This window comes from Leptolinea tardivitalis, from assembly GCF_001050275.1.
GTDB classification, from domain to species: Bacteria; Chloroflexota; Anaerolineae; order Anaerolineales; family Anaerolineaceae; genus Leptolinea; species Leptolinea tardivitalis.
In genome coordinates, this window is sequence record NZ_BBYA01000011.1 from 162,923 (window position 1) to 185,088 (window position 22,166).

The 22,166-nt window shown below is 46.6% G+C and carries 21 protein-coding genes; 18 read left to right on the forward strand and 3 right to left on the reverse strand.

Annotated features, from left to right (window positions below; all coding sequences use genetic code 11):
• Nucleotides 1-3: 3 nt before the first annotated feature.
• From flhB to LTAR_RS13685, 17 genes are all read left to right on the forward strand, one after another.
• Nucleotides 4-1,077, forward strand: coding sequence for a flagellar biosynthesis protein FlhB (gene flhB, locus LTAR_RS13605; RefSeq protein ID WP_062422812.1), 1,074 nt, complete (start codon nt 4-6; stop codon nt 1,075-1,077).
• 12 nt (nt 1,078-1,089) lie between these two features.
• Nucleotides 1,090-3,189 (forward strand): flagellar biosynthesis protein FlhA, encoded by a 2,100-nt coding sequence (flhA, locus tag LTAR_RS13610; protein ID WP_062422813.1) that lies wholly within the window; start codon nt 1,090-1,092, stop codon nt 3,187-3,189.
• Between the two features lie 14 nt (nt 3,190-3,203).
• Complete coding sequence (locus tag LTAR_RS13615; protein ID WP_062422814.1) at nt 3,204-4,667, forward strand: flagellar biosynthesis protein FlhF; 1,464 nt, start codon at nt 3,204-3,206, stop codon at nt 4,665-4,667.
• Entirely contained in the window at nt 4,664-5,023 is a 360-nt protein-coding gene (locus tag LTAR_RS13620) for a hypothetical protein (protein ID WP_062422815.1), read from the forward strand. Before LTAR_RS13615 ends, LTAR_RS13620 begins: the two co-directional genes overlap by 4 nt.
• Nucleotides 5,024-5,031: 8 nt before the next feature.
• On the forward strand, nt 5,032-5,901 hold the full coding sequence (locus tag LTAR_RS13625) for a FliA/WhiG family RNA polymerase sigma factor (RefSeq protein ID WP_062422816.1): 870 nt from the start codon (nt 5,032-5,034) through the stop codon (nt 5,899-5,901).
• A 12-nt stretch (nt 5,902-5,913) separates the two neighbouring features.
• Complete coding sequence (locus tag LTAR_RS13630; protein ID WP_062422817.1) at nt 5,914-6,306, forward strand: DUF6115 domain-containing protein; 393 nt, start codon at nt 5,914-5,916, stop codon at nt 6,304-6,306.
• On the forward strand, nt 6,303-7,094 hold the full coding sequence (locus LTAR_RS13635; protein ID WP_062422818.1) for a flagellar hook-basal body protein: 792 nt from the start codon (nt 6,303-6,305) through the stop codon (nt 7,092-7,094). Before LTAR_RS13630 ends, LTAR_RS13635 begins: the two co-directional genes overlap by 4 nt.
• Nucleotides 7,095-7,111: 17 nt before the next feature.
• Nucleotides 7,112-7,852 (forward strand): flagellar hook-basal body protein, encoded by a 741-nt coding sequence (locus LTAR_RS13640; RefSeq protein WP_062422819.1) that lies wholly within the window; start codon nt 7,112-7,114, stop codon nt 7,850-7,852.
• A 65-nt stretch (nt 7,853-7,917) separates the two neighbouring features.
• Nucleotides 7,918-8,223, forward strand: a complete 306-nt coding sequence (gene flgM, locus LTAR_RS13645; RefSeq protein WP_062422820.1) for a flagellar biosynthesis anti-sigma factor FlgM — start codon at nt 7,918-7,920, stop codon at nt 8,221-8,223.
• A 61-nt stretch (nt 8,224-8,284) separates the two neighbouring features.
• The gene (locus LTAR_RS13650; RefSeq protein ID WP_062422821.1) at nt 8,285-8,818 is read left to right on the forward strand and encodes a flagella synthesis protein FlgN; all 534 of its coding nucleotides are present in this window, start codon (nt 8,285-8,287) and stop codon (nt 8,816-8,818) included.
• An 11-nt stretch (nt 8,819-8,829) separates the two neighbouring features.
• Nucleotides 8,830-10,332, forward strand: a complete 1,503-nt coding sequence (gene flgK / locus LTAR_RS13655; RefSeq protein ID WP_062422822.1) for a flagellar hook-associated protein FlgK — start codon at nt 8,830-8,832, stop codon at nt 10,330-10,332.
• A 14-nt stretch (nt 10,333-10,346) separates the two neighbouring features.
• A complete protein-coding gene (locus LTAR_RS13660; RefSeq protein ID WP_062422823.1) occupies nt 10,347-11,258 on the forward strand; it encodes a flagellin N-terminal helical domain-containing protein in 912 nt (303 codons plus the stop codon).
• Between the two features lie 70 nt (nt 11,259-11,328).
• Nucleotides 11,329-11,616: a carbon storage regulator CsrA gene (gene csrA / locus LTAR_RS13665; protein WP_062422824.1), complete on the forward strand. Its 288-nt coding sequence runs from the start codon at nt 11,329-11,331 to the stop codon at nt 11,614-11,616.
• Between the two features lie 117 nt (nt 11,617-11,733).
• Nucleotides 11,734-13,431: a tetratricopeptide repeat-containing glycosyltransferase family protein gene (locus LTAR_RS13670; protein WP_062422825.1), complete on the forward strand. Its 1,698-nt coding sequence runs from the start codon at nt 11,734-11,736 to the stop codon at nt 13,429-13,431.
• Complete coding sequence (locus tag LTAR_RS13675) at nt 13,428-14,576, forward strand: glycosyltransferase family protein (RefSeq protein ID WP_062422826.1); 1,149 nt, start codon at nt 13,428-13,430, stop codon at nt 14,574-14,576. Before LTAR_RS13670 ends, LTAR_RS13675 begins: the two co-directional genes overlap by 4 nt.
• A complete protein-coding gene (locus LTAR_RS13680; protein WP_062422827.1) occupies nt 14,573-15,145 on the forward strand; it encodes a tetratricopeptide repeat protein in 573 nt (190 codons plus the stop codon). Before LTAR_RS13675 ends, LTAR_RS13680 begins: the two co-directional genes overlap by 4 nt.
• A gap of 51 nt (nt 15,146-15,196) precedes the next feature.
• Nucleotides 15,197-16,021: a formylglycine-generating enzyme family protein gene (locus LTAR_RS13685; RefSeq protein ID WP_062422828.1), complete on the forward strand. Its 825-nt coding sequence runs from the start codon at nt 15,197-15,199 to the stop codon at nt 16,019-16,021.
• A gap of 48 nt (nt 16,022-16,069) precedes the next feature.
• Here the strand turns inward: LTAR_RS13685 and LTAR_RS13690 are convergent, their stop codons facing one another.
• A complete protein-coding gene (locus tag LTAR_RS13690; RefSeq protein ID WP_062422829.1) occupies nt 16,070-17,053 on the reverse strand; it encodes an ROK family protein in 984 nt (327 codons plus the stop codon).
• 325 nt (nt 17,054-17,378) lie between these two features.
• On the opposite strand from LTAR_RS13690, the gene LTAR_RS13695 reads away from it, so the two are divergent.
• Nucleotides 17,379-19,022, forward strand: a complete 1,644-nt coding sequence (locus tag LTAR_RS13695) for a glycosyltransferase (protein ID WP_062422830.1) — start codon at nt 17,379-17,381, stop codon at nt 19,020-19,022.
• Between the two features lie 46 nt (nt 19,023-19,068).
• Here LTAR_RS13695 and LTAR_RS13700 read toward each other — a convergent pair whose 3' ends face one another.
• Together LTAR_RS13700 and LTAR_RS13705 are read right to left on the reverse strand one after the other, a co-directional pair.
• Nucleotides 19,069-20,718 carry a glycosyltransferase family 2 protein gene (locus LTAR_RS13700; protein WP_062422831.1) on the reverse strand — a complete coding sequence of 550 codons (1,650 nt, stop codon included), beginning with the start codon at nt 20,716-20,718 and terminating at the stop codon, nt 19,069-19,071.
• A 61-nt stretch (nt 20,719-20,779) separates the two neighbouring features.
• Nucleotides 20,780-22,159 (reverse strand): glycosyltransferase family 92 protein, encoded by a 1,380-nt coding sequence (locus LTAR_RS13705; RefSeq protein ID WP_062422832.1) that lies wholly within the window; start codon nt 22,157-22,159, stop codon nt 20,780-20,782.
• Between the last annotated feature and the right edge of the window lie 7 nt (nt 22,160-22,166).

A 22,166-nucleotide genomic window follows, 5' to 3' on the forward strand; every position in this document is an offset into this window, starting at 1 on the left:
ATAATGGCTGATAAGACTGAAGCCCCAACTTCTGGACGTATTCGGGAAGCCCGCGAGCGTGGGCAGGTAGCCCGCAGCATTGAAATGAATGCAGCGGTCAGCCTGATGGTTGGTATCTGGTTGATTACAGGAGTTGGCAAGAACCTGGTAACTGGCCTTCAAGGGCTGCTTCGTTATACCGTCACAAACCTGCCAACAACAGAAATATCAGATATCTGGCTCCGGCAAATGGTTTACAGAAATTTCTCATTTTTTATTGTTCCTCTTGGTGAAATCATCCTGGTTTTGCTCGTTGTTGGGGCGGGTACGACACTGATTCAAACAAATTTTCTCTGGGCTTCAAAACGCCCCTTCTTTGATGGTTCGCGTTTGAATCCTATTAATGGTTTCAAACGTATCTTCTCAATGCAGGGTGTTGTGGAAACTCTTAAATCACTCCTGAAATTACTGGTGGTCGGATGGCCGGTCTACAGCTTTCTGATGGCCAATTTTGGTCCCATCATCCAGATGATCCAGATGCCGCTTGACCAGGAGATCAGTCAGTGGATGGGACTGGCTACCAGTTTGATGTGGCGGGTGGCTGGATCTTTTCTCATTCTGGCAGCGGCTGATTATGCTTACCAGCGTTGGAATTACATGAAGCAGTTGCGCATGTCCAAACAGGAGGTGATGGATGACCTTAAAAAGACCGAAGGTGATCCCTTCCTGCGTGGTCGCATCCGCCAGCAGCAGCGTCGCATGGCGCAATCCAGGATGATGTCTCGCGTGCCCAAAGCTGATGTGATTGTCACCAACCCTACGCACTATGCCGTGGCGATCATTTATGAATCGGGCAAAATGAATGCCCCCATTGTTGTGGCCAAAGGGGCTTTCTATGTGGCCCAACGTATTGTTGAAATTGCCCGAGAAAACAACGTTCCGGTGGTACAAAATGTGCCCCTGGCGCGGGCAATGTACAAGATGGTGGAATTGGAGCACCCTATTCCGCCGGAGTTATATGTGGCTATGGCGGAAGTGCTCGCCTATGTTTACCGCTTGAAGAACAAGAATATGCAGCCTGCGGCTGCCGAGGCATAAGGAATACACAGTATGGCAACTGCTAAAACAACTGTCAACCGGTTTGACTGGAGAACATTACTGCAATCCAACGACCTTGTAATGGCCTTTGGAGTGGTCATTCTGGTCGCTTTAATGATTGTTCCCATTCCCAGCGGTTTTGTAGATGTTTTGGTGATCCTCAATCTCGCCATGTCTCTTGGAACGATGTTCTTAAGTCTGTATATCACCCGGCCTATGGATTTTTCCATTTTTCCATCCATGCTTCTGGTGATCACCCTTTTCCGTCTTGGATTAAATATTTCCATCAGCCGGTTGATTCTCATTGATGGCGATGCCGGTGAAGTGGTGAAAGTATTTGGTAATCTGGTGATTGGCGGAAATTATGTGGTGGGTGTGGTCATTTTCCTGATGTTAATGATCATCCAGTTTGCGGTTATCACCAACGGCGCCGGACGTGTGGCAGAAGTGGCCGCCCGCTTTACGTTGGATGCCATGCCTGGCAAACAACTTTCCATTGATGCTGATCTAAATGCTGGAATTATCAACGAAGAACAGGCACGTGCCCGTCGCAAGGAAATTCAGACGGAAGCTGATTTTTACGGCTCAATGGACGGTGCCAGCAAGTTTGTGCGCGGTGATGCCATTGCCGCTGTGATCGTGATCATTGTCAATATTATCGGTGGTTTTGTCATCGGTATGTTCCAGCGGAATCTCAGCCTGATGGATGCTCTGAAGACCTATACTCTTCTGACCGTCGGTTCCGGATTGGCCGTTCAGATCCCATCCTTGCTGGTTTCAACGGCCGCTGGTTTGATCATTACCCGCAACGCCAATGAAGGCGCCCTGGGCGCTTCTGTGACCAAGCAGCTTTCGAACTACAATGCTCTGCTGGCTTCGGCTGTGGTGGTAGGTTTGATGATGTTCATCCCTGGCTTGCCGAAGCTGCCATTTATTCTGGTGGCTGGTGTGCTGGGCGGCGGGGCGTATTATGTCCGCCGGATGGAAAAGAAGGCAGCTGCGCTCGAAGCTGCTCCTGCAGAAGAAGCTCCCACCGCACCGTTGGAATCTCCGGAAGAAATGATGGGTATGGTGGTCATTGACCCGTTGGAACTGGAAGTGGGTTACGGGCTTATCCCTCTGGTGGATGAAGAACGGGCAGATAATCTGCTGCATCAGATCACCAACATACGGCGTCAGATGCTTAGTGAACTTGGATTTGTATTACCAGTGGTACGTATTCGCGATAATCTGCGCCTCCCGCCGCAAACGTACCGCCTGAAGATCCGCGGAGAAGAAGTGGCTCGCGGTGAATTGATGATTGATCGTTTCCTGGCCATCCCTGGATCACAATCGGAAGAAAACCTGCAGGGAATTGCCACAACAGAACCGGCTTTCGGTTTACCTGCATATTGGATCAGCGATGCCGAAAAGGGCAGAGCCGAATTGATGAATTACACTGTGGTATCTCCGTTGGCTGTGCTTTCCACGCACCTGACTGAGGTCATTCGATCGCATGCTTCTGACCTGCTCAGCCGTCAGATGGTACAGGAAATGTTGAATCAATTGAAAGAGAAAACACCTGCAGCGGTTGAAGGCGTTATTCCCGATATTATCCGTCTCGGTGATGTTCAGGATGTCTTAAAGAACCTTTTGAAAGAACGGGTACCCATTCGCGACCTGAGCGGAATTATTGAAGTCCTCGGCAAACATGCCGCTTCTACGCGTGACCCGGCTATTCTGGCAGAGGCTGTGCGCCAGACCATGGCCCGTACATTATCCAATCTTTACCGCGAAGAAGACGGCTTCCTGCATGTGTTCACCCTGTCTCCCCAGTTGGAGATGACACTTAAGGAATCCCTCAGCGCCACTGACAGCGGTTTAGGCTTCTCTATCGATACTGTTACCGCACAATCCATTCTGAATGCCACGGGTGAACGTATGGAGGCATTGGCTCAGGAAGGTCATCCGCCGGTATTATTGTGCCCGCGCGAGTTGAGACTGGCGTTCCGGCGGTTGGTGGAACAGGCTTTTCCAAATCTGGTGGTTCTGGCTTTTTCAGAAATCAGCTCTGGAACCCGTGTTCAGGCACATGGTATGGTCGATCTGACCTTTGAAAAGGCTGTGGCATAAGGTAAGGAATCAAGATGATTACCCGGACATTTCGCGCAGAAACCATGATGGAGGCTCTCGAACAGGTCAAAAAAGACCTGGGTGCTGAAGCTCTGGTCGTTTCTGCCCGCCAAATCCCCGGCGGTCAGCCGTGGCAGGTATGGCGTAAACCTCTGGTTGAAGTTGTGGCAGTGCGCCTGGAACCGGGAGAAGAAGTCTCAACCACGGCACAAACATCGGAAAAACCATCTTCAACGACTCAAAAGAAGGTTTCTCCTGATTTGACCCGTAAAGATACGGTTCTTCCCAAAAAAATACACCCGGCTGGAACTCAAAAGACCAGGAAAACCGAAATTCAGACTCCAGATATGCGAACTTCCCCTGCTCCAGCCAGACAGACGGATCAAGCCGATATTTCTGTTTCTCGTCCGGTTTCAGCCGAATTATCCAAAGAAACCGATAAATCCGAAACTGAAATTAACCAGGATAAATCTGCCCTTACAGATGTGGTGGAAATCAAGGGGAAGAAGATTGCTTCTAAACCGGTTACTGAAGCAACGATCGATCTTCTCCAGCAGCTTGGTCGAGATGAAACATTGGAAGATGTGCGCATCGTTCAAGTTCCTTCTGCTCATCAGAAGCTGCCCCCGTTGAATTTGCCACAGGTGCCGTGGGCTCCGATTCCGGAAGTTCCCCAAACCATTGAAGGCGCCTGGCCTGTTCTACAAAAGATGTACGACCAGTTGATCCGTCAGGGTGTTGAGGTTGGTCTGGTTAAGCGGATCTGCCAGCTCAGTGCCGATACTCTCGGATACCAGACGGCCATGGATGACAGGAAGCTGGTGGAGCACCTGCGCCGTCAATTAGAAGCCTATATTAAAGTTCAACGAGAATTAACGACCCGTGAACGGGTTGTCTGCATGGTTGGCACCAGTGGAGCTGGTAAAACCAGTTTCGCTGCAAAACTGGCCGTCCGATATAAAAAAGAATTGAAACGTTCTGTCGCCTGGGTATGTGCAGATACCGTTCGTACCGGTGGGATTGCGGAAGCCCGAGCTTTTACAGAAGCCATCAACATCCCCATGCAGATAGCCTATACTCCCCAGGAATGTGCCGCCATCATCGACTCGTTTCATGGAAATGACCTGATTATTGTAGATACCCAGGCCTGTAACCCACGGAGTGAAGAATCTCTAGTGGAAATTGGCGCCTTCCTGACAGCTATACCTGACCGCTCAACCTGGGTAGTGGTACCGGCCATAGCGAAAGAAAATGATCTGATGAATACAACCAGTGCCTTTTCTGTATTCAATCCCCGTGCATTGGTCGTTACCAAATTGGATGAAACAAATTCTTTCGGTGCTGTCTATAACCTGGGTTGGCGTTCACAATTACCTTTCGCTTATTTCAGTTGCGGCGCCCGGGTTCTCGATGACCTGATCCCAGCTGCGAGCGCACGGTTGGTGCAATCATTGTTTACTGAGAGGTTTGATCGATGAGGGCTGATAAAGATATCATCTCCAACCTGCCTGGACCAGCCAGCAGCGCAAATCGTTTGCCATTGCTGGTGGACATCTTCATGAACCTCTCACAAATTTTCGTGTTGGTTGTGGCCATTATCACTGCAGTTCTGTCCGTTCTGGCAAATGTGGAACCTTTGATTGTCATTTTACGAACGGCTGTGGCAATTTTGGCTGTTGGCATTCCGATTTATGTTTTAAATTTCCTTCTTGGCCGGTACTTTGTCAAAGCCACATTGGAAGAGATGATAGAGAAATTGCCGGAAAAAGATATCGACAAACCAGCCGGAACTACTTCGGAAGAACCGGTTGGCGAATTGGAAAAAGAAGCCTGAAGTGACGTATGGAAGATCCCAAAGCTGAAGCTGAAATGATTGAAACATTTCTCACGACCCGCAATCCGGAGCTGCGAGAAGAATTGATCATGCGGTATGTATCGCTGATTCATTTTGTGCTTGGCCGGTTGGGATTTAATCCCTATGGCGGGGTTGAATATGAAGATCTGGCCAGTCAGGGAATGCTTGGGTTGATAGAAGCCGTAGACCATTTTGATCCGGCTTACGGCACCCGTTTATCCACCTATGCCACGTTGAAAATTCGCAGCAAGGTGCTTGACTATCTGCGTGACCTGGATTGGCTTCCCCGGATCGCCCGACAAAAAGTAAGGGCGATGCAAAATGCCATGGTAGACCTTGAACATAAACTGCATCGGCTTCCCACTGATGAAGAATTGGCCGGCTATCTGAATTTGAATCTGGAAGAACTTTCACAAATCCAGGTGGATTCAAGCCGTGTAATCATTTCACTGGATGAAACCACCAACAAAATGAACAGCGAAGATGGTGAATCATCCATGCATGAATGGTTGATGGATGAACAGCAGGAAAATCCATCTGACATGTATGAAGAGAAGGATATGCAGGCGAAACTGGTTGAAGCGATTAAGGCTCTTCCAGAACGTGAGCAGATGGTCCTTTCTCTATATTATTTTGACGAACTCACATTCAAAGAAATTGGAAAAACCCTGGATATTTCTGAATCCCGCGTGTGTCAGATACATGGACGGGCAGTTGTTAGCCTGCAGTCGCTCCTGAATGGAGAGGTTAATTCCAAACGACGCGGCCGCCCTTCGAAACAAGAACAGGCAAAACAGAAGAAGAATTCTGAATTATCCCAACCGCCGGCGCATTCCATGTTGGACCGTTACCGGTAGGAGGAGAGGAATATGGATGGTATTCAAAACAATCTGCTCAGTGACACACTGAATCTCGTGCAATTGGCTCGTGAGACTGCCCGAATTCGAGGCAGCCAAAAGCAGGCTGATAAGTTAACTCCTGTTGTAAGCCAGTTGAAAACCCTGGTTACCCAGCAAAGAGAAACAGCCCCGGCTGAAGCTACCGGCATTCTGGCACAGGATGATTTTCAAAGCCTGTTATCTGCCTCAAAAAGAACCACGGCCGGTTCTACGGGTGATGCCAGAGAACGCAATCAGGTGATTGTGGCGATGGCGTCTGGCGGTATGACTGATGTGGATATTGCCCGTCAGATGGGTATGCCCCGTGATGAAGTTCGTATGGTGGTGAACCTTGCCAATTCCACCAGCAGGAGGATCTCATGATCAAGGGATTTTATGCGGCTGCCTCAGCCATGGTTACTGGTATGCAACGTCAAATGGTGCTTACACATAATATTGATAACCTTGACACACCGGGTTTCAAACAAATTTTGACATCCATGGATGAATTTATCACCACTCCTGTGTCAAATACCAGTCCATTTGCAAGTAATCCGGAATTGCCGGCCATCCTGCAAAGCCGGGGATTTAATAAAATCTCCCGATTGGGTGACCTTGGATTGGGTGTGATGACTGGAGAAGAAACGACCGATTTTACCGAAGGTGCGGTGCAGGTTACCAATCGTGAACTGGATGTGGCAGTTCTAGGGAATGGTTTTTTTCGGATTCAAACAGCTGCCGGTGAACGATATACAAAAGACGGTCGGTTTATTAAAGATGGCAACGGTGTATTGAAAACTGCGGATGGTAATGAGGTCCTGGCTGAAGGTGGAGGAACCATCACCCTGCCAAAAGGTGATATTTCCATTGATGAGCAAGGACAAATCTCTGTTAATGGGAAAAATGTGGCCAAACTGGGTATTGCATATTTCGCTGATCCATCAACTTCGCTCACGCGCGACGGAGAAAATACATTTACTGGTACGGGTGCATCAACCGACCTGAGCAAAGTCACTGTGAGGCAGTATGCTCTGGAATCCAGTAATGTTGACCTTACCCAGGTGATGACCCAGATGATTCAAACATCGCGGGCGTATGAAGCAGCTCAAAGATTAGTTCAACAGCAAGACAGCCTGTTGGGGCAGTCAATCAATACTCTGGGTAAGTTTTAGGATAAAAGGAGGATAAGATGCCTTTGTCATTTGGTGGTTTATATCATCTGGCAACCAACGGTTTGATAGCCCGGCAGTTGGATATGGATAGTATTAGCAACAATATCGCCAATATTCATACAGCCGGTTATAAACAAAGCCGGATAAATTTTCAGGAGCTTTTAAACAATAAAGAGATCAGCGGCACATACGCCGCCTGCACACAGTCAGGTACGGCGCAGGGTGTTCTATCGATTACCAATAATCCGATGGATTGGGGAATTGAAGGCGCCGGTTTCTTTGGAATAAAACTTCCTGATGGCACTCTCGGCTACACCCGGGATGGAACATTCAGCCTCGATAAAAATGGGAATATCGTAAATTCTTCTGGATATAAACTGGATTGGACGGGAACCATACCGGCTGATGCTGATATGGTAAATGTGGATACCGATGGAACCATTCGGGCGCGTGTAAATGGTGAATGGCATGATGCTGGCAGTGTAAAACTCAGTATCTTCAATAATCCCACAGGTCTTGAAAGCGCCGGATCGAATATCTGGAAAGCGTCAGACGCCTCTGGCGCCGCCCAGACTGGTGTTCCAGGAAGTGAGAATTTTGGGAAGATACGTGGGTATACTATTGAATCATCCACTGTGAATGTTTCGGAAGAAATTACCCACCTAATCCGTACCCAGCGCGGATTTCAATCTATCGCAAGGGCATTGGAAAAGACAGATAATATGATTTCCCAGGCAATTCATATGCGCCAGGGATAAAGTTTTTACCACCGGTGCCGATAATAAGAGCAGCCGAATAAGCAATACCGGAGGTAAAGGATCCTATGAAAATCGAAAACAATCCTGCATCAAATATAATTCCGCAAAAAACTGAGAACATCAGCTCAGTTGAGCGTTCACAGCTGCAGAAAACCACGTCCGCTCCGGCTGCCCGGACAACCGAAAAAGACCATGCAATCCTTTCGGATCAGGCGCAATTGCTTTCCAAGGCATTGTCAAAAATGGAAGGTACTCCGGAAGTCCGCATGGAAAAAGTGGAAGCTTTACGTAGCCAGATTCTGGAAGGTCAGTACCAGGTGAACTACGAAGGGCTTGCCAAGAAAATGAGCGGCCTGCCGGGCTTGAAGTAACTCTCTGCCATCACAGCAGAAGAGGAGGATTCATACCGGGCGGCCTGAGAGTGGAGGAACGATGGTAGTTCAGGCACCCAAAGAAACCCCGCAAGAAATCATGAGCGCTATTGAAGCGGTCATGGTGAATGAATTTCGTGTTTGTCAGTCATTATTGACTGTCTTGCAGCAAGAACGTCAGGCATTGGTACAGAAGGATGTCAATGCTCTGTCTCATCTGGTTGAACAGAAAGAAACCCTTCTAGATGAGCTTGGCAGTGATGAGGAATCGCGGCGATCTCAACTAGAAAAATTGGCTCAGAATTGTGGACTTAAGAATGAAGTCTTAAGTTTGAATGAATTATTGTTGAGATTACAATTGACAGCTTCTGAGCGGGTTTACAGACTTCAAGAAGGTATTGTGGCGTTGCAAAGCAAAATCCGGGAATTGAACCGGGCCAATCTGGCACTGGCTGAGATGAACATGGAACGGATTACAGCTCTCCAGAATTACCTGGTTGGCTTGTTCTCATCTCCAAGCTACTACGAAGCTTCAGGAGCTGCCACCAAAGCTGGACTTCCACCTGCCAGTTATGGCATGGATCACCGGGGATAAGGAGACGCACGATGTCAAGCTTTTCAGGGATTAATGTTGCTCTCCAAAATTTACTGGCTCAACAAGCGGCGCTTGAAATTACCCAGAATAATGTGGCCAATGCAAACACAGAAGGGTATCATCGCCAGCAAGCTGTGATGAAAGCAGGCTTCCCTGCCCGCAGCATGTCGCTTACCAATTCTGCCGGTGTTCAGAATATCGGAACCGGTGTTTACATTAGTAACATCAAACGCTATTCTCTGGATTTTTATGACACACAATATCGCAGCCAGCTTTCACAAAATTCGCGTTATTCCATGCTTACGGATATGCTATCTGAGATTGAGACTAACCTGGCGGATTCTTCATCAGACAGTCTGACCAATCGGATAAACAATTTCTTTGCCGGGTGGCAGACTGTGGCGACCGATCCGGATATTGCTGCCAATCGCCAGGATTTACTTGAGACCACTCAGACATTGGTCGAAGGATTTCAAAATAGGGCACTCAGTTTGATCCAGATTCAAAAAGACCAGAATCTGGCGATTACCCAGCGGGTGGACGATGTCAACTCGATTGCCAAACAACTTGCTGAGCTAAATGCTGAAATCGGACGTTCTCAAACGGATACAAGTGATCCGAACGCACTGCTGGATGAACGAGATAGATTGCTGGATAAACTGGCAACCAATATTGGTACTACCGTTCATATTCAGGATGATGGCCAGGTTTTGGTTTCTATACAGGGGCATGCCCTGGTTATTGGAAGTCGAACTTTTAAATTGGAAGCGACACCTGTGGCGGCAAATGGAAATCTGGTAAAGATCAACTGGGCGGATGATCCTGACAAAAACGCTTTGACGATAGAAAATGGTGAAATCGGCGGCATCATGTATGCGCGAGATACTGTGATCGGGGATCAACTAAAGAGGCTCGATAACACAGCCACATCCTTGATGAACCGCGTTAATGCCATCCACCAATCAGGTTATGATTTGAACGGCAATGCCGGTCTGCCTTTCTTTGTTTTCTCTGATGGATCGACCAATCCGGTTCATGCATCGCTTTCGATTTCACTAAATACGAATATCACCAGTTACACACAGATTGCCGCCGCCACTCAAGTGACAGCACCTGGTGTGGGCGCTCCTGGTGATGGAAATAATGCGCTGGATATTGCCAATTGCATTAACACAACCACGTTTCCAACCCGGGTTCCACCAATTACAGCATTGACAAATGCACAAGACCCGGTAATGGCGGCAGGTGAACAATCCATTGGACATTACAACACCTCCCGCATCACCCAACTGGCACTTGAACAACGCCATGCCGAGACGGGAGTAAAGGATACCAAGAGTATCATGACCGCCATGGATGAGCAGCGTGAATCTGTCGCCGGGGTAAACCTGGATGAAGAAGCTGCCAACATGCTCAAATATCAGAGAGCATACCAGGCTGCTGCCAGATTAATGAATACATTTGATCAAATGCTTGAACTGGTTGTCACCAACCTTGGTCTGGCTGGAAGATAACCGGGAGGTGTATTATGCGGATAACAAACAGAATGGTTGTCAACAACAATATCAACAATATGACAGATGCCATGGATAAACTCTATGACCTGCAGAAACAGTCTGCAACTCATAAGAAATACTTGAAAGCGTCAGACAACCCGAGCAATAATGCCAGTGTATTAACCCTCAAATCCGCTCTTCAAACCTCACAGGTTTATGAAGCCACTGCTCAGAGTACAAAGGACTGGATGGATGCCACTGATTTTGCGCTGCAACAGGCTGGTGATATCACTCAGCGGGCTATTTCTGCGGTGATGCGCGGGCTTTCTGATACATCAGGGGCAGATACCCGCAAGACAATCGCCGAAGAAATTGATGGCATGATCAAAGAAGCCATGGATGTGGCCAATACCAAACACTTGGACCGATATATTTTCTCCGGATTTACGACCAACACTGTACCATTTACCATGGGAACAGATCCAGCTGATCCCACAAAGGATATGGCTATTTATAAAACCGGTCTGCCCCAGGATTTTCAAGCCATACGTCGGGATATTGGGCCGGGGGAAACAATAACAGTAAATATTGACGGCAAAACCACATTTGAACATATGATTAATACCCTGATCAAAACGCGGGATGCCCTTAAGGACAACAATACGACTGAACTGAGAGTCCAGGCCGCTCAGTTGGATATTTCACTGGATGAAGTCACACTGGCTACCACTATTAATGGATCGCGAATTCGGGCTCTTGAAGCTGCCCAGGATCGGATCAGTGAAAGCAATAAAGAAATAAAAGCCCTGATTTCTCAAAAGGAAGAGGCCAATATGGCTGAAGTGACGGCAGAGCTGGCCAATCAGGAAAATATTTACCAAACGGTGATTACCATCAGCTCAAGAACTCAATCAATGGTGAATTTGTTCGAGTCATTGGGTTAAGCGTATAATTCAACTACATAGTCAGAACCTTGAGACACAATGGAAAATTGCGTTCTGAAAAGGATTCCCAATGCTCGTTCTCACGCGAAAACTGGAAGAAAGTATTGTTATTGGTAAAGATATCACCATAACAATTCTCGCCATTGATAAAGAAAAAGTGAAAATTGGGATTAATGCACCTCGAGACATCCCGGTGGTTCGAAAAGAGCTGTTTCAGGCTATTCAGGAACAGAGTGCTGTGGCAGAACAACTGGCTGCCCAGAATAAAGTTGACCATTTTGAAAGTCTGAGGGATTTATTACTCCAACAGACTCCTTCTGAGGAAGAAACTGAAAAGGACTTTGATCAGGGAAAATAACAACCTGGCATCTTTATAGATTTTTACGCAGGTTTCATCCCTGATTTACGGAAGCACAAAAGACTATAGGATACAGTAATCTGGAACGAAAATCATTCATCCGGATTTACATATCATATGGTTATTAACGAGCCTGCAGAAAATCTTACCAATCTCACCGAACTGACGCGATTACGCGATCTGGGGCGATACTATTTACAGCGCGACATGGTTGCCCGGGCATTGGAGACATATGCATCATTATTGGAGAAATTTCCGGATGATGTATCTACAATGGTAATCATCGGGGATGCATACTTGATGGCCGGTGATACTCAGGCGGCGGGAATAATCTACAGGTTGGCCGCAAAGACCGAGCCACAACGTATCGATATTCAACAGCGGTTATCCCTGGCAGATACTGCCACGGCAGATCATGTCAGTATTGCCGGAGGATTTCCTCCATTGCATCCACAGGCGATCAACCGTCTGGCAGAGAGTTTAACCGGGCATTCTCTGGAGATCGATGAGGGACAGGTCAAACGGGCGGCAGATCTCCTGGAAAAGACCATGCATAGCGACTCACCGGCAGAAAGTGTTTCGGAACATCTCGATGAAATTGATGCTCTGCTGCCGGCTATTTTGGAATTGAATATTCGTCAGGCCCGGTCTCAGGGTAGAGTTGACCTGGCCGCAGAGTTAATTGATTTGCAGCGTACATTAATCTCCAATACCGAACAAAATGCAGAAATCATTTCAAATGATTCAACTGAAAATTCCATAACTGTTTCGCAGGAACAAAAAGCGGTTCGTGCAATTCTGATTGGTGAACCTTCCATGTTCTCCCCTTTGCGTCTGCCGGTGATGCAGTCTGCCCTGGAACAGAGCGGTACTATCATCGAAACTCGCTGGGAAAACATCTCACTCCCCTGGGAAGGTTATGACCTGGTCATCGCTCATAATCCTCATGGTAACCCGGTTTTTATGAAAGCTCTGGCTGCCTGGGCAGGGTCGGGGAATCCGGTGGTTATGGATTTGGACACCGATTTTCGGATTCTTCCATCCGGACATCCGGCCTCACGGTCTTTGAATAACACCAATCTGGCTGATCCGCGCACTTTTACAGCGGCGCTTCAGCTCTCCGATATCCTGGTTTTTCCATCCAGTCAGGCGGCGTTGAAGTTCTCTGACGAGGGATACCAGGCTTACACCATACCTGATGGCTGGTCCATGAAAAACAGCCTTTGGACAAAAACCACAACTCCCTCGGCGCGGGTTAACCTGGGTATTTTCACCGAACCAGGAAACCTGGAAAACGTTGCCTCCATACGACGTGTGGTGATTCGGATATTACGTGAATTTCCTCAGACTCGTCTGGTTGTCAGCGGGGATCCCGAAGCATATCAATTATTTGATTCCATTCCAGATACCAGGCGAATATACCTTCCACCAACAGAACCCGAAGATCATCCTTTCCTTCTCGCGCAGGCTGATATTCATTTATTCCCCATTCAAACAATGGATGAGGTAACCCGGTTGGAAGGAGATCGAAAATACCTGGAAGCGGGTGTACGCAAGGCTGCCTGGGTAGGGTCACCTTTGCCTGCTGCAGAAGAATGGCATGCCGGCGGGCTCATCGCCAGATCTGTGGACGATTGGTATAGTCATTTGAAAACGCTGATCACCGATACAGAACTTCGATCCAAATTGGCAATGGATGGTTTTGAGAAGGCAGGCAAACGGGAAGCCCGGCAAATGGCTGCCCAGTGGAGTGCGATCATTCAAAAGGCTATCCATGCCACCCAGTCAAAGCCTTTCCCCAAGGAGGGTAAATGAATTTTGTATTTGTTTGCCCTGAATCTGAAGAATTAAGATGTTCTGTCGAAAGACGCTGCGTAGCACCGGCCAGGGTGATTAACCGCACCGGTCGTTATTCTGCCGACCTGATCAGCTGGCATGATTTCGCCGTCAATACAACGGAAGTCAATGATCTGCTCGAAAACAGCGACTATATTATCATTCACCGGGGATTATGGCCTGAACTCCTTCCCCGAATTCAGCATTGGAAAGCCCGTGATAAAACCATCATTGCAGATTTTGTGGATGCCTATCAACTGATGAATGAAGATGAACTGGCCGATGTCCATGACATGGAGATTAATGGCGGTCCACAGGCAGGTAAAGCGGCTGATAACCAGACAGCTTTATTAACACAATTGAAATGGACACTTCAGTCAACTCATGGGGCGACCACACCATCACAACGCCTGTGTGATGATTGGAATGCCTATACACGAACCCTGGTGCTTCCTGATTTTCTCGATTTGGAACGTCTGAGTTTGATAGCGCCGCAGTCGCACAAAGGGATTACCCTTGGCTGGAGGGGCACCGTACGCCGCCTTCAATCCATGAAACAGAGTGGTGTATTAATGGCTCTGGAAGCTTTGTGCCAGATGCGCCCGAATGCCCGCATCATCTTTTCTGTTGACCATCCAGAAGCGGTAGGGGCATTAAATCTACCCACCGGTCAGGTGGAACTTGTTGATTGGAATTCATCCGGTGGATGGTACCGGCTGCTCAGTCAGATAGATATTGGCCTAATTCCATATGTAACTGATTTAGAGCAACGGAACTCCTGCAGTGCGATCCTGGAGTACATGGCGTTAAAAATTCCATGGATAGCGAGCCAGGGTGCTGCTGTATACGATCTGCAGAGCTATGGATGGATTGTGGAAAATACCGCCGAGGGATGGCTAAAGGCGGTTGTAGAGACTGTGGATTACCTGGCGGATTATCAGGCGGAAGCATCTGGTGCACCGTATTTGTATGCCCTATCCAGAAGTCTGGAGGAGAATATTCAGACTATTGTAGACACGTATGTGCGTCTCGGCAGCCTGTATTCCACCCGCCCGCTGGGAGCTCCTCCTTTAAATAACAGCAGCCGGCTGCTGTTGACATCGCAATGGGAAAACGAATTATGAAGAATCAAGATTATATAGCTACCATGAAACAAATCCAATCATTGATTGATAAACGTGAATGGCAGGCTGCCTGGGAAAAATTATGCATGGCTGATTCGAGATTCCCGAATACACCGGCCATCCTCACCGCCATGGGAGACTGTCAAATTCACCTTGAAAAACCGGAAGGCGCTGTTGCCCGGTTTATCCGAGTTACAGAATTAGAACCCGAATCGGTGGAGGCGTATAACAATCTCGGTGTAGCTTATATGTTTTCCGGTGATTTCCATCAGGCTGAAATTGCCTATCTTCAGGCTTTGCAATTCAAGCCCAATCATGAACAAACTGTCAAAAATCTGGCTTTTTTATACTTTCAACAGCAGGACCGATTGGGTGATGCTGCCACATTGCTGGCTGGTATTGTGAGAAGCAATCCGTCTGATTGTGAAGCCCTGTATCTTATGGGGAAATGTTATGAAATGGGCGGGGATTTGGCTTCTGCCAAACTATGCTTTGAACGTATATTAATGTATCAATCTGATTCCCAAATGGCTATCGATGCCCTTAACCAGCTACAAAGTGTGAATTAATTTTTTCTGCTGGTTTATAATTTAATTAAAATTAGAAATTAAGGTTAAAAAATGTCGCCCATCCCCCGGATGCATCCTTCACAATCATCAAAAAATGGCAGCGTTGGTACGGCCAAAAGCAATGCTTTTGAGCCTAAAATGGTCTATGTACCGGCAGGACCTTTTTGGATGGGAAGTTCTGAAGACCATGTGATGCTCCTTGTTCAAAATGAAGATTGGGCGCATGAATGGTATGAAGACGGACTCTTCCGTATAGAACAACCCTGTACCCAGGTGATTGGTAAGGAATTTGAGATCGGGATGACCCCCGTTACCAATCTTGAGTATTTTTCGTTTGTCTGGAAGACCGGCTACAAAGTACCCAAAGGTTGGCAGGGATTTAAATATCCCGAAGGAACGGAATTTCTACCTGTGGTGAATGTTAGTAAAAAGGATGCAGAAGCTTACTGTGCCTGGTTAAGTGAAGTTACTGGTAAGCATTACCGACTTCCCACAGAAGGGGAGTGGGAACGGGCGGCATCTGGCACCGACGGCCGTATCTATCCCTGGGGAGATGATTTTGATCCCTGGCGGTGCAATACACAGGATAGCGGAAAAGGCGGCCCAACTCCGGTTGGATCGTATTCTCCGGCAGGCGACAGCCCGGTTGGTGCCGTGGATATGGCTGGAAATGTATATGAATGGACCAGCGATCTGCTTCTCCCTTATCCGTACGGAGAAGTTCCGCCGACACCGCCAAAAGATCCGAAATACGTAGTTCGTGGTGGGGCGTGGTACTACAGCCATCGGCTGGCGCGCTGCCAGAGCCGCGAAGGTCAAATGGCTGATCATATCTCCTTTGCTGTAGGTTTCAGAATAGCCCGATCTTTGGATTGATCTGTGAAGTACGGAAAATGAGACCCGGTGGATTAATCATTCACTGGATCAGTTATTGTTAAGATTCATTGTGGTGAGCATGGCCGCACCCAGGAGCGTTTCTGTTCCATCGAAAAATGAATGAACCAGCTTGACCCGTTGTTGAAAGAGCGGAGATAGGTATTTCTGTGTTGCTTTTATTATCAAAGGATACATAACGTCCCAGGATCGGGTAACGCCGCCTCCCAGTACGATCAACTGTGGATCAATCAACTCAACTACATAGCTGATCCCCAACCCAAGTGCATCGATTCCCCGTTCAACGATTTTCACAGCTTGAATATCACCTTCACGACAGGCCTCAAATAAGAGTTGAGCATCGATCTTGCCAAGATTATTATTCCCCAGGCGGTACAGTGGACTGTCCATTTCGGCATTCTGGTAGGCTTCAGTTCCGTATTTACTGAACGCCCATCCTGAGGTGAGAGTTTCAACACAACCATACTTTCCGCAGGCGCATAACGGACCATCCGGTTCAACCGTCATATGGCCGAATTCACCGGCCATGCCCTGTCCTTTGAAAAGCCGGTTGGAAAGGATCAGTCCAGAACCCACCCCTGTGGATATTTGGATGTAGAGCATATCTGATACGCCTTTACCGGCACCAAATATCCATTCTCCGATGGCGGCTGCGTTGCCATCGTTTTCCATGTACGTTGGCAAATTGAACAATGATGAAATCTTTTCAGGAAGCGGAAAGTTGTTCCAGTTTTTTACATGCATTGATTTCACCACAGATTTGCCATCATCACTGATAATCCCTCCAAAGCTGATACCGATCCCCTTGATTTCTTCTCTGGGTATGGCGCATGAATCCAAAATTGTCGAACCGGTTTTTACCATCGCCTGAAAACAGGCATCAGCTCCCTGTTCAGCGGGAGCCGGAAGACGGATGAGATTGGATATGGTACCTGTGGCTGTATTTATCAGACTGGCGGCCAGTTTTGTTCCACCAAAATCAAATGCCAGTGCAAAGTTGGCTGTGTTTGTCATGTTGTCACCTCAATATTGCCCAGTATAGATATTTCTAATTAGTTTGTCGAATGGATGATATTGCATACAATGACAAAATAAAATCTTTTTTTCCGGTGTAAATTTCCTGATGTATCGAAATCCTTTGTTCACACCAAACGTTGGCGATCTTGTATTCCAGAGATATACGGGATTAAAAAAGACTAAAAAAGGAAAATTTTCAGATAAGATTAACAGATTCTTGTGCTAAATGCTGATAGAGTAATAAAGTTACAATTGTTCGTGAGATGACCAAACAAACCGGAATTTTGAACACTTCTTTTTATAAAAGGTAAGGCGACCTTCTATGGCTAAAAACAGAGAGAATACGAGTAATAAATCATCGAGTGGAAACGCCCCCAAAAAAAGTGCATTGAATTCAGGAACTGACAAAGTTCATCCAAAAGGAATGCCGATAAGCCCTTCTGAAGAGGGAATTTACGAAATCAATACAGATGGGCAGGTGAATACTCCCCCAGAAGAGTCTCTGGAAAAGACCCGGCAAAACCGGGTGACAGCCATACTGGGAGACCGGTCAGAGCTTGTGACCCTTTTTGTCCAGGCGTATAACCGGCTTGACAAGACAAAAACATGCCTCGAAAGCATATTGAATTACACCAAAGGTATTGATTTTGAATTGATCCTGTTGGATAACGGATCCACGGATGGCACACTGGATTTCTTCAAGCAGGTGCCGTATGACAGGAAGAAAATCTATCACATATCTCAGAATGTTGGCAGTTTAGCTCCTGCTCCCCATATTGAATGGTCTGGCCGGTATATTGTTTATATTCCTGCTGATACGTATGTCACAAAGAACTGGTTGACGAATTTACTCACCTGTGTGCGAAGTGATCCCAAAATCGGTGTGGCGGCTCCAATAATTTTTAATGTGGACCATAATGAAACGCCGACTTTTACCTTTTCTTCTTATGAAGAAATGCAGGAAAAAGCGGCAAAACATAATATCTCGGATCCGCGCCTCTGGTATGAGCGTCTCATCATGGAACCGTCTGGTGGTGTGTACAAACGTGAAGCGCTGGATATTGCCGGAAAGATCAGTGATTATGGTTTCTTCCATTCTAGCTCAGACTATGATCTGGCGTTTCGTATCCGCCGGGCCGGGTACAAAACCATTCTCTGCCAGGACACGTATGTTCACCACGACCATCCCCGCACGAATCTTCAGGGAAAAGATCTTGAAGACCGTTCCAGAGATTTACGGGCGGCCGCACGCGATTTTGAACAAAAGTACTTTGGCATTAATGGCTGGATTGATGGTAGTAACTTTGAAACGATCCTGTTATCCACGGTGGATATCGAACAGTACAATGGAAGAAATAAGCTCGAAATTCTGGGGATTGATGTTCGGTGCGGCGCACCCATTCTTGAATTAAAAAATAAACTGCAAATGGGCGATCATTTTGATACGCGCCTATCTGCATTTACAACCGATCCAAAGTACTGGCTTGACCTGAAAACCATCTGCGTCGGTGAAGTCACCTCAGACAGGATTGAATACCTGAGTGAGCATTTCACCGATACATTGTTTGATTTTATTTTGCTGGGCAGGCCGATCAATACATATGCGGTTCGGCCTGTTGATTTATTAAACATCCTTTTGAAAAAAATAAAACCCGATGGGCATCTACTTATAAAATTACGGAATACATTCGATGTGGTCACCACACTCAAATCACTGGGAGCCAACCTCAATGTTGGTGAAGCCGCAGATTTGCCAGCCTGGCAAATAAATATTGAGGATTTCAACAGACATGTGAATACTCTTGGTTATCAAATCAAGAAAATCTCTGTTGAAAATTGGCCAATGGATGCCAATATTCAGGATGTTGTGAAAAGAATAGTGAATTCAGACAGCTTCTCTGACAATAAGAACGAAGTATTAACCCGCATACTGACCAGAGATTATGTCCTGAACCTGGCGCGGTAAAACCGGTCAAACTGATATTGACAATTATTTGGTTTTGGCCCGAAGTCTATTTCTTACAGACTTCGATGACATAATCTCGGATTAATGCCCTTGTAAAAGCTTCTTCCGGGTTAATTCCCACGCCTGATGCCATGATTGTTCTTTTTAATACATCCCGGATATTGCCATCCAATGGCCAATTATCAACCAGAAATTTGCGGGGATAACATCCGGAGTCTTCCATGAGTCTGACAAACTCATCTATATGTACCTGTGCAAATCTTTCATCTGGATTGGTATTCAAAGTTGAGAGTTGAAGATTGGCACCACACGTCTGGAGGACGGCGAATACATCGTATGAGTTGTGCAACTTTAGTAACAGACTACCATTTTTGTCTAGTAGCGGCAACAAACTTCGGAAAAGAGCAAATGGATTGGGAAATGCGTTTATTGGTTTGCCCAGTAAAACATAATCAAAGGTCTGATTTTTGAATTGCGCACTCAGCGTTTCGATGGGATCACAGACAACCTGCCCGTCACAAATTGTATGTAGGTCCAACCAATACCTGGGATCGCTGGAAAATGCATTTAATTGACAAGTTTTCCCCCCATATTCACGGATTTTATTTTTTAATTCAAGCAGGGGAGTGCCACACAAAACGTCTATTCCAAGAGCAGAGAGTGGATTCTTTGATGAGATTTTCTCCGGGGAAATCAAAGATATCAGGGAACTTTCAAAATTATTGACATCATCAAATGCATCAATACCGAAATACTTCTTCCGAAACTCTTTTCTCCCGGTTTCAAAAGATACATTTTTTTCTGTCTGATTTTTCTCCTGTGGATTATTTCGATCATGATCATGGTGGACAAATGTATCTTTACATAAGATCAATTTGAATCCGGCCCGGCGAATGCGAAAGGAAAAATCATTATCTGCAAGATAATGGTGAAATCCTGTGTCTCCGAGGCCGCCCAATTCGAGAGCTTCCCGTCTATACAGACCAACAGCCGGAAAGAGAGCCAGTCTTTCTTGCCAGAGAGCAGGATTCGACGTATTGAAAGCGGCAGCTTTTTCCTGCATCTCTTCTAGTGTATTGAATTTTAAATCGACTGTTTGCAGGCTGACATTGGATGCCACTGGTGATACCATCCCGATGGTGTCATCACTTTTCATGCAGGTGAGCAGATTCTTCAACCAGTTCTTCGTGACATAAACATCGCCCATAATGTAGGCAAGATAACGCCCGGAATAGTGGTTGAAGACGATATTGACAATCCCGCCGAGGTTTTTTGTTACCCGGATGATCTTTTTTCGCGGATGGTTAATCGATTTGAAGTAATCCAATGTGCCATCCGTTGATCCATTATCAAACAGGATGAGTTCATAATCAAAATCATTCGTCCACCGCAATATGGAGTCAATACATATTTTTGTTTTCTCAAGCCTGTTGAACGCCTGCACGGCTATGCTGACCATGTCTGCTCGATCTCCCAGAGCCGCGATGACCTTTTCTCTTCTCGCTGTCAACATGTCGTCGTCTGGCTGGGATGGACGGTTATGATCTGTGTTGATGATGATGATTTCATTCGATGGGCCTGCCAACTCTCTGACGTGGTTAATTTCACTAATTCCTGCTACTGTCAAATTGGCTGCTGAATCATTCTGTTGAAATTCTTTTTTATTCGGTGATTTTCTATTTGATAGTTCACTCATTGCATTGCTCCTTCCATGTTCAACAGTGATTCCAGGAATTTACGACACAGGCTGACGATTTTTAATTTGTCTGATTGATCAGTGACAAAATTTCTGAAATATATGGATTTTTATTGATTCGCTGATCTGCATATTTCATTAATGGTTCTGCAGACGATATGGCTTCCTTGATTTTTCCCTGTTTCCATTGAGATAGCGCCAGAATGGCTATGGCATTCGGCTCCAGATCACCTTGAGATGCTGCCAGCAGGCTGGTTTTTTCTGCCTGGGCAAAATTACCAATCGCATAGAAATAATCGGTCATACAAAGCAAAACATACAGCGATTTCGGCGCAATCCGCCAGGCTTCGGCCAGAGCCGGCCAGGCAGTCTGAAGATCACCCATCTGGATGCACACAGCGGCGAAATTCGTGTAGCGGGTTACATCAAATGGGAATCGGGATATCTCGTTTGCATAGAATTGACGGGCTTCCATCAGCTGGCCTGAATTCAAAAAACTTATGCCCTGTTCGGACGTTCGGAAATAATCAACCAGCTCTTGACGGGGATGTATGTCATTCTGGTTTTCATTTTCGATTGACGGCAATTCAGGAACAGGCACGTGAGCTGCCACTTCATGGAGGATTTGTGGCAGGTCCCCTTCAAAATCATCCGAAGCAGGCAGGTGTTCTCTGTAATGATTTTGGATAATGCTTTTTATTAACTCTATTGCCCGGTTGTCTTCAACGGTGGAAAACCTGTTGACATTGGCCCAATGATCTTCTGAGTACTGGATTCCTGCTCCACCTCCCCTCGCCATTTTTATTTTCCATTCTTCTTCAGAGCGGGTAAAGTAATGATTGATATGAATTGAATCGGCATGGCAGGGAAATTCTTGTGCATCGACACGCAGTTTTTTCTCATTAACACAATATGCACCTTCCTTAAAGAGGAAGGAATGAGGAGAGATAGGGTAGATCACTTTTTCGGGTTGGACGATCATTTTCACGAAACGATTCCGGGAAAATCTTTCAGGGGTTCGTTTTCGATACCCGGCGATCTGTCCGGCAGGTGGACTGTGTTTGTGACCGTTATCGCCAAAGAAAAGTGAGCTAATGGCGAATCCGCCGTATTGTTCAAAATCTCTTAAGTAAGTACTTAAGAGATTGGGAGTGTGAGGAACGATAAACTCGTCTGTATCGAGAAAACCAATCCATTTACTGAGGCGGCCGTATGTCTGAATGCAGTGATCATAGGCATACATCTGCACTACCCGGCCTTCAATATGGTGGACGGTCACCCAACCCGACTGGATATAAGTTTTAAGTGTATTCTCAACCGGAATGGTACTTTCGTTATCATATATCCAAAAATGCTCAACACCCAGGAGAATATGATAATCAATCCATTCCTGGAGGTAGTTGTTTTCATTTTTTACGATCAGACACAGGGAGAGGTACATATATCCT

Excerpts from the sequence above, each read along its gene's own strand:
- flgK (WP_062422822.1), top strand. The coding sequence starts at position 8,830 with ATGTCAAGCTTTTCAGGGATTAATGTTGCTCTCCAAAATTTACTGGCT.
- LTAR_RS13640 (WP_062422819.1), top strand. The coding sequence starts at position 7,112 with ATGCCTTTGTCATTTGGTGGTTTATATCATCTGGCAACCAACGGTTTG.
- LTAR_RS13620 (WP_062422815.1), top strand. The coding sequence starts at position 4,664 with ATGAGGGCTGATAAAGATATCATCTCCAACCTGCCTGGACCAGCCAGC.
- csrA (WP_062422824.1), top strand. The coding sequence starts at position 11,329 with ATGCTCGTTCTCACGCGAAAACTGGAAGAAAGTATTGTTATTGGTAAA.
- LTAR_RS13700 (WP_062422831.1), bottom strand. The coding sequence starts at position 20,718 with ATGAGTGAACTATCAAATAGAAAATCACCGAATAAAAAAGAATTTCAA.
- LTAR_RS13635 (WP_062422818.1), top strand. The coding sequence starts at position 6,303 with ATGATCAAGGGATTTTATGCGGCTGCCTCAGCCATGGTTACTGGTATG.
- LTAR_RS13650 (WP_062422821.1), top strand. The coding sequence starts at position 8,285 with ATGGTAGTTCAGGCACCCAAAGAAACCCCGCAAGAAATCATGAGCGCT.
- LTAR_RS13625 (WP_062422816.1), top strand. The coding sequence starts at position 5,032 with ATGGAAGATCCCAAAGCTGAAGCTGAAATGATTGAAACATTTCTCACG.
- LTAR_RS13685 (WP_062422828.1), top strand. The coding sequence starts at position 15,197 with ATGTCGCCCATCCCCCGGATGCATCCTTCACAATCATCAAAAAATGGC.
- flhB (WP_062422812.1), top strand. The coding sequence starts at position 4 with ATGGCTGATAAGACTGAAGCCCCAACTTCTGGACGTATTCGGGAAGCC.
- LTAR_RS13695 (WP_062422830.1), top strand. The coding sequence starts at position 17,379 with ATGGCTAAAAACAGAGAGAATACGAGTAATAAATCATCGAGTGGAAAC.
- LTAR_RS13675 (WP_062422826.1), top strand. The coding sequence starts at position 13,428 with ATGAATTTTGTATTTGTTTGCCCTGAATCTGAAGAATTAAGATGTTCT.
- LTAR_RS13690 (WP_062422829.1), bottom strand. The coding sequence starts at position 17,053 with ATGACAAACACAGCCAACTTTGCACTGGCATTTGATTTTGGTGGAACA.
- LTAR_RS13615 (WP_062422814.1), top strand. The coding sequence starts at position 3,204 with ATGATTACCCGGACATTTCGCGCAGAAACCATGATGGAGGCTCTCGAA.
- LTAR_RS13670 (WP_062422825.1), top strand. The coding sequence starts at position 11,734 with ATGGTTATTAACGAGCCTGCAGAAAATCTTACCAATCTCACCGAACTG.
- LTAR_RS13630 (WP_062422817.1), top strand. The coding sequence starts at position 5,914 with ATGGATGGTATTCAAAACAATCTGCTCAGTGACACACTGAATCTCGTG.
- LTAR_RS13680 (WP_062422827.1), top strand. The coding sequence starts at position 14,573 with ATGAAGAATCAAGATTATATAGCTACCATGAAACAAATCCAATCATTG.
- flgM (WP_062422820.1), top strand. The coding sequence starts at position 7,918 with ATGAAAATCGAAAACAATCCTGCATCAAATATAATTCCGCAAAAAACT.
- LTAR_RS13660 (WP_062422823.1), top strand. The coding sequence starts at position 10,347 with ATGCGGATAACAAACAGAATGGTTGTCAACAACAATATCAACAATATG.
- LTAR_RS13705 (WP_062422832.1), bottom strand. The coding sequence starts at position 22,159 with ATGTACCTCTCCCTGTGTCTGATCGTAAAAAATGAAAACAACTACCTC.
- flhA (WP_062422813.1), top strand. The coding sequence starts at position 1,090 with ATGGCAACTGCTAAAACAACTGTCAACCGGTTTGACTGGAGAACATTA.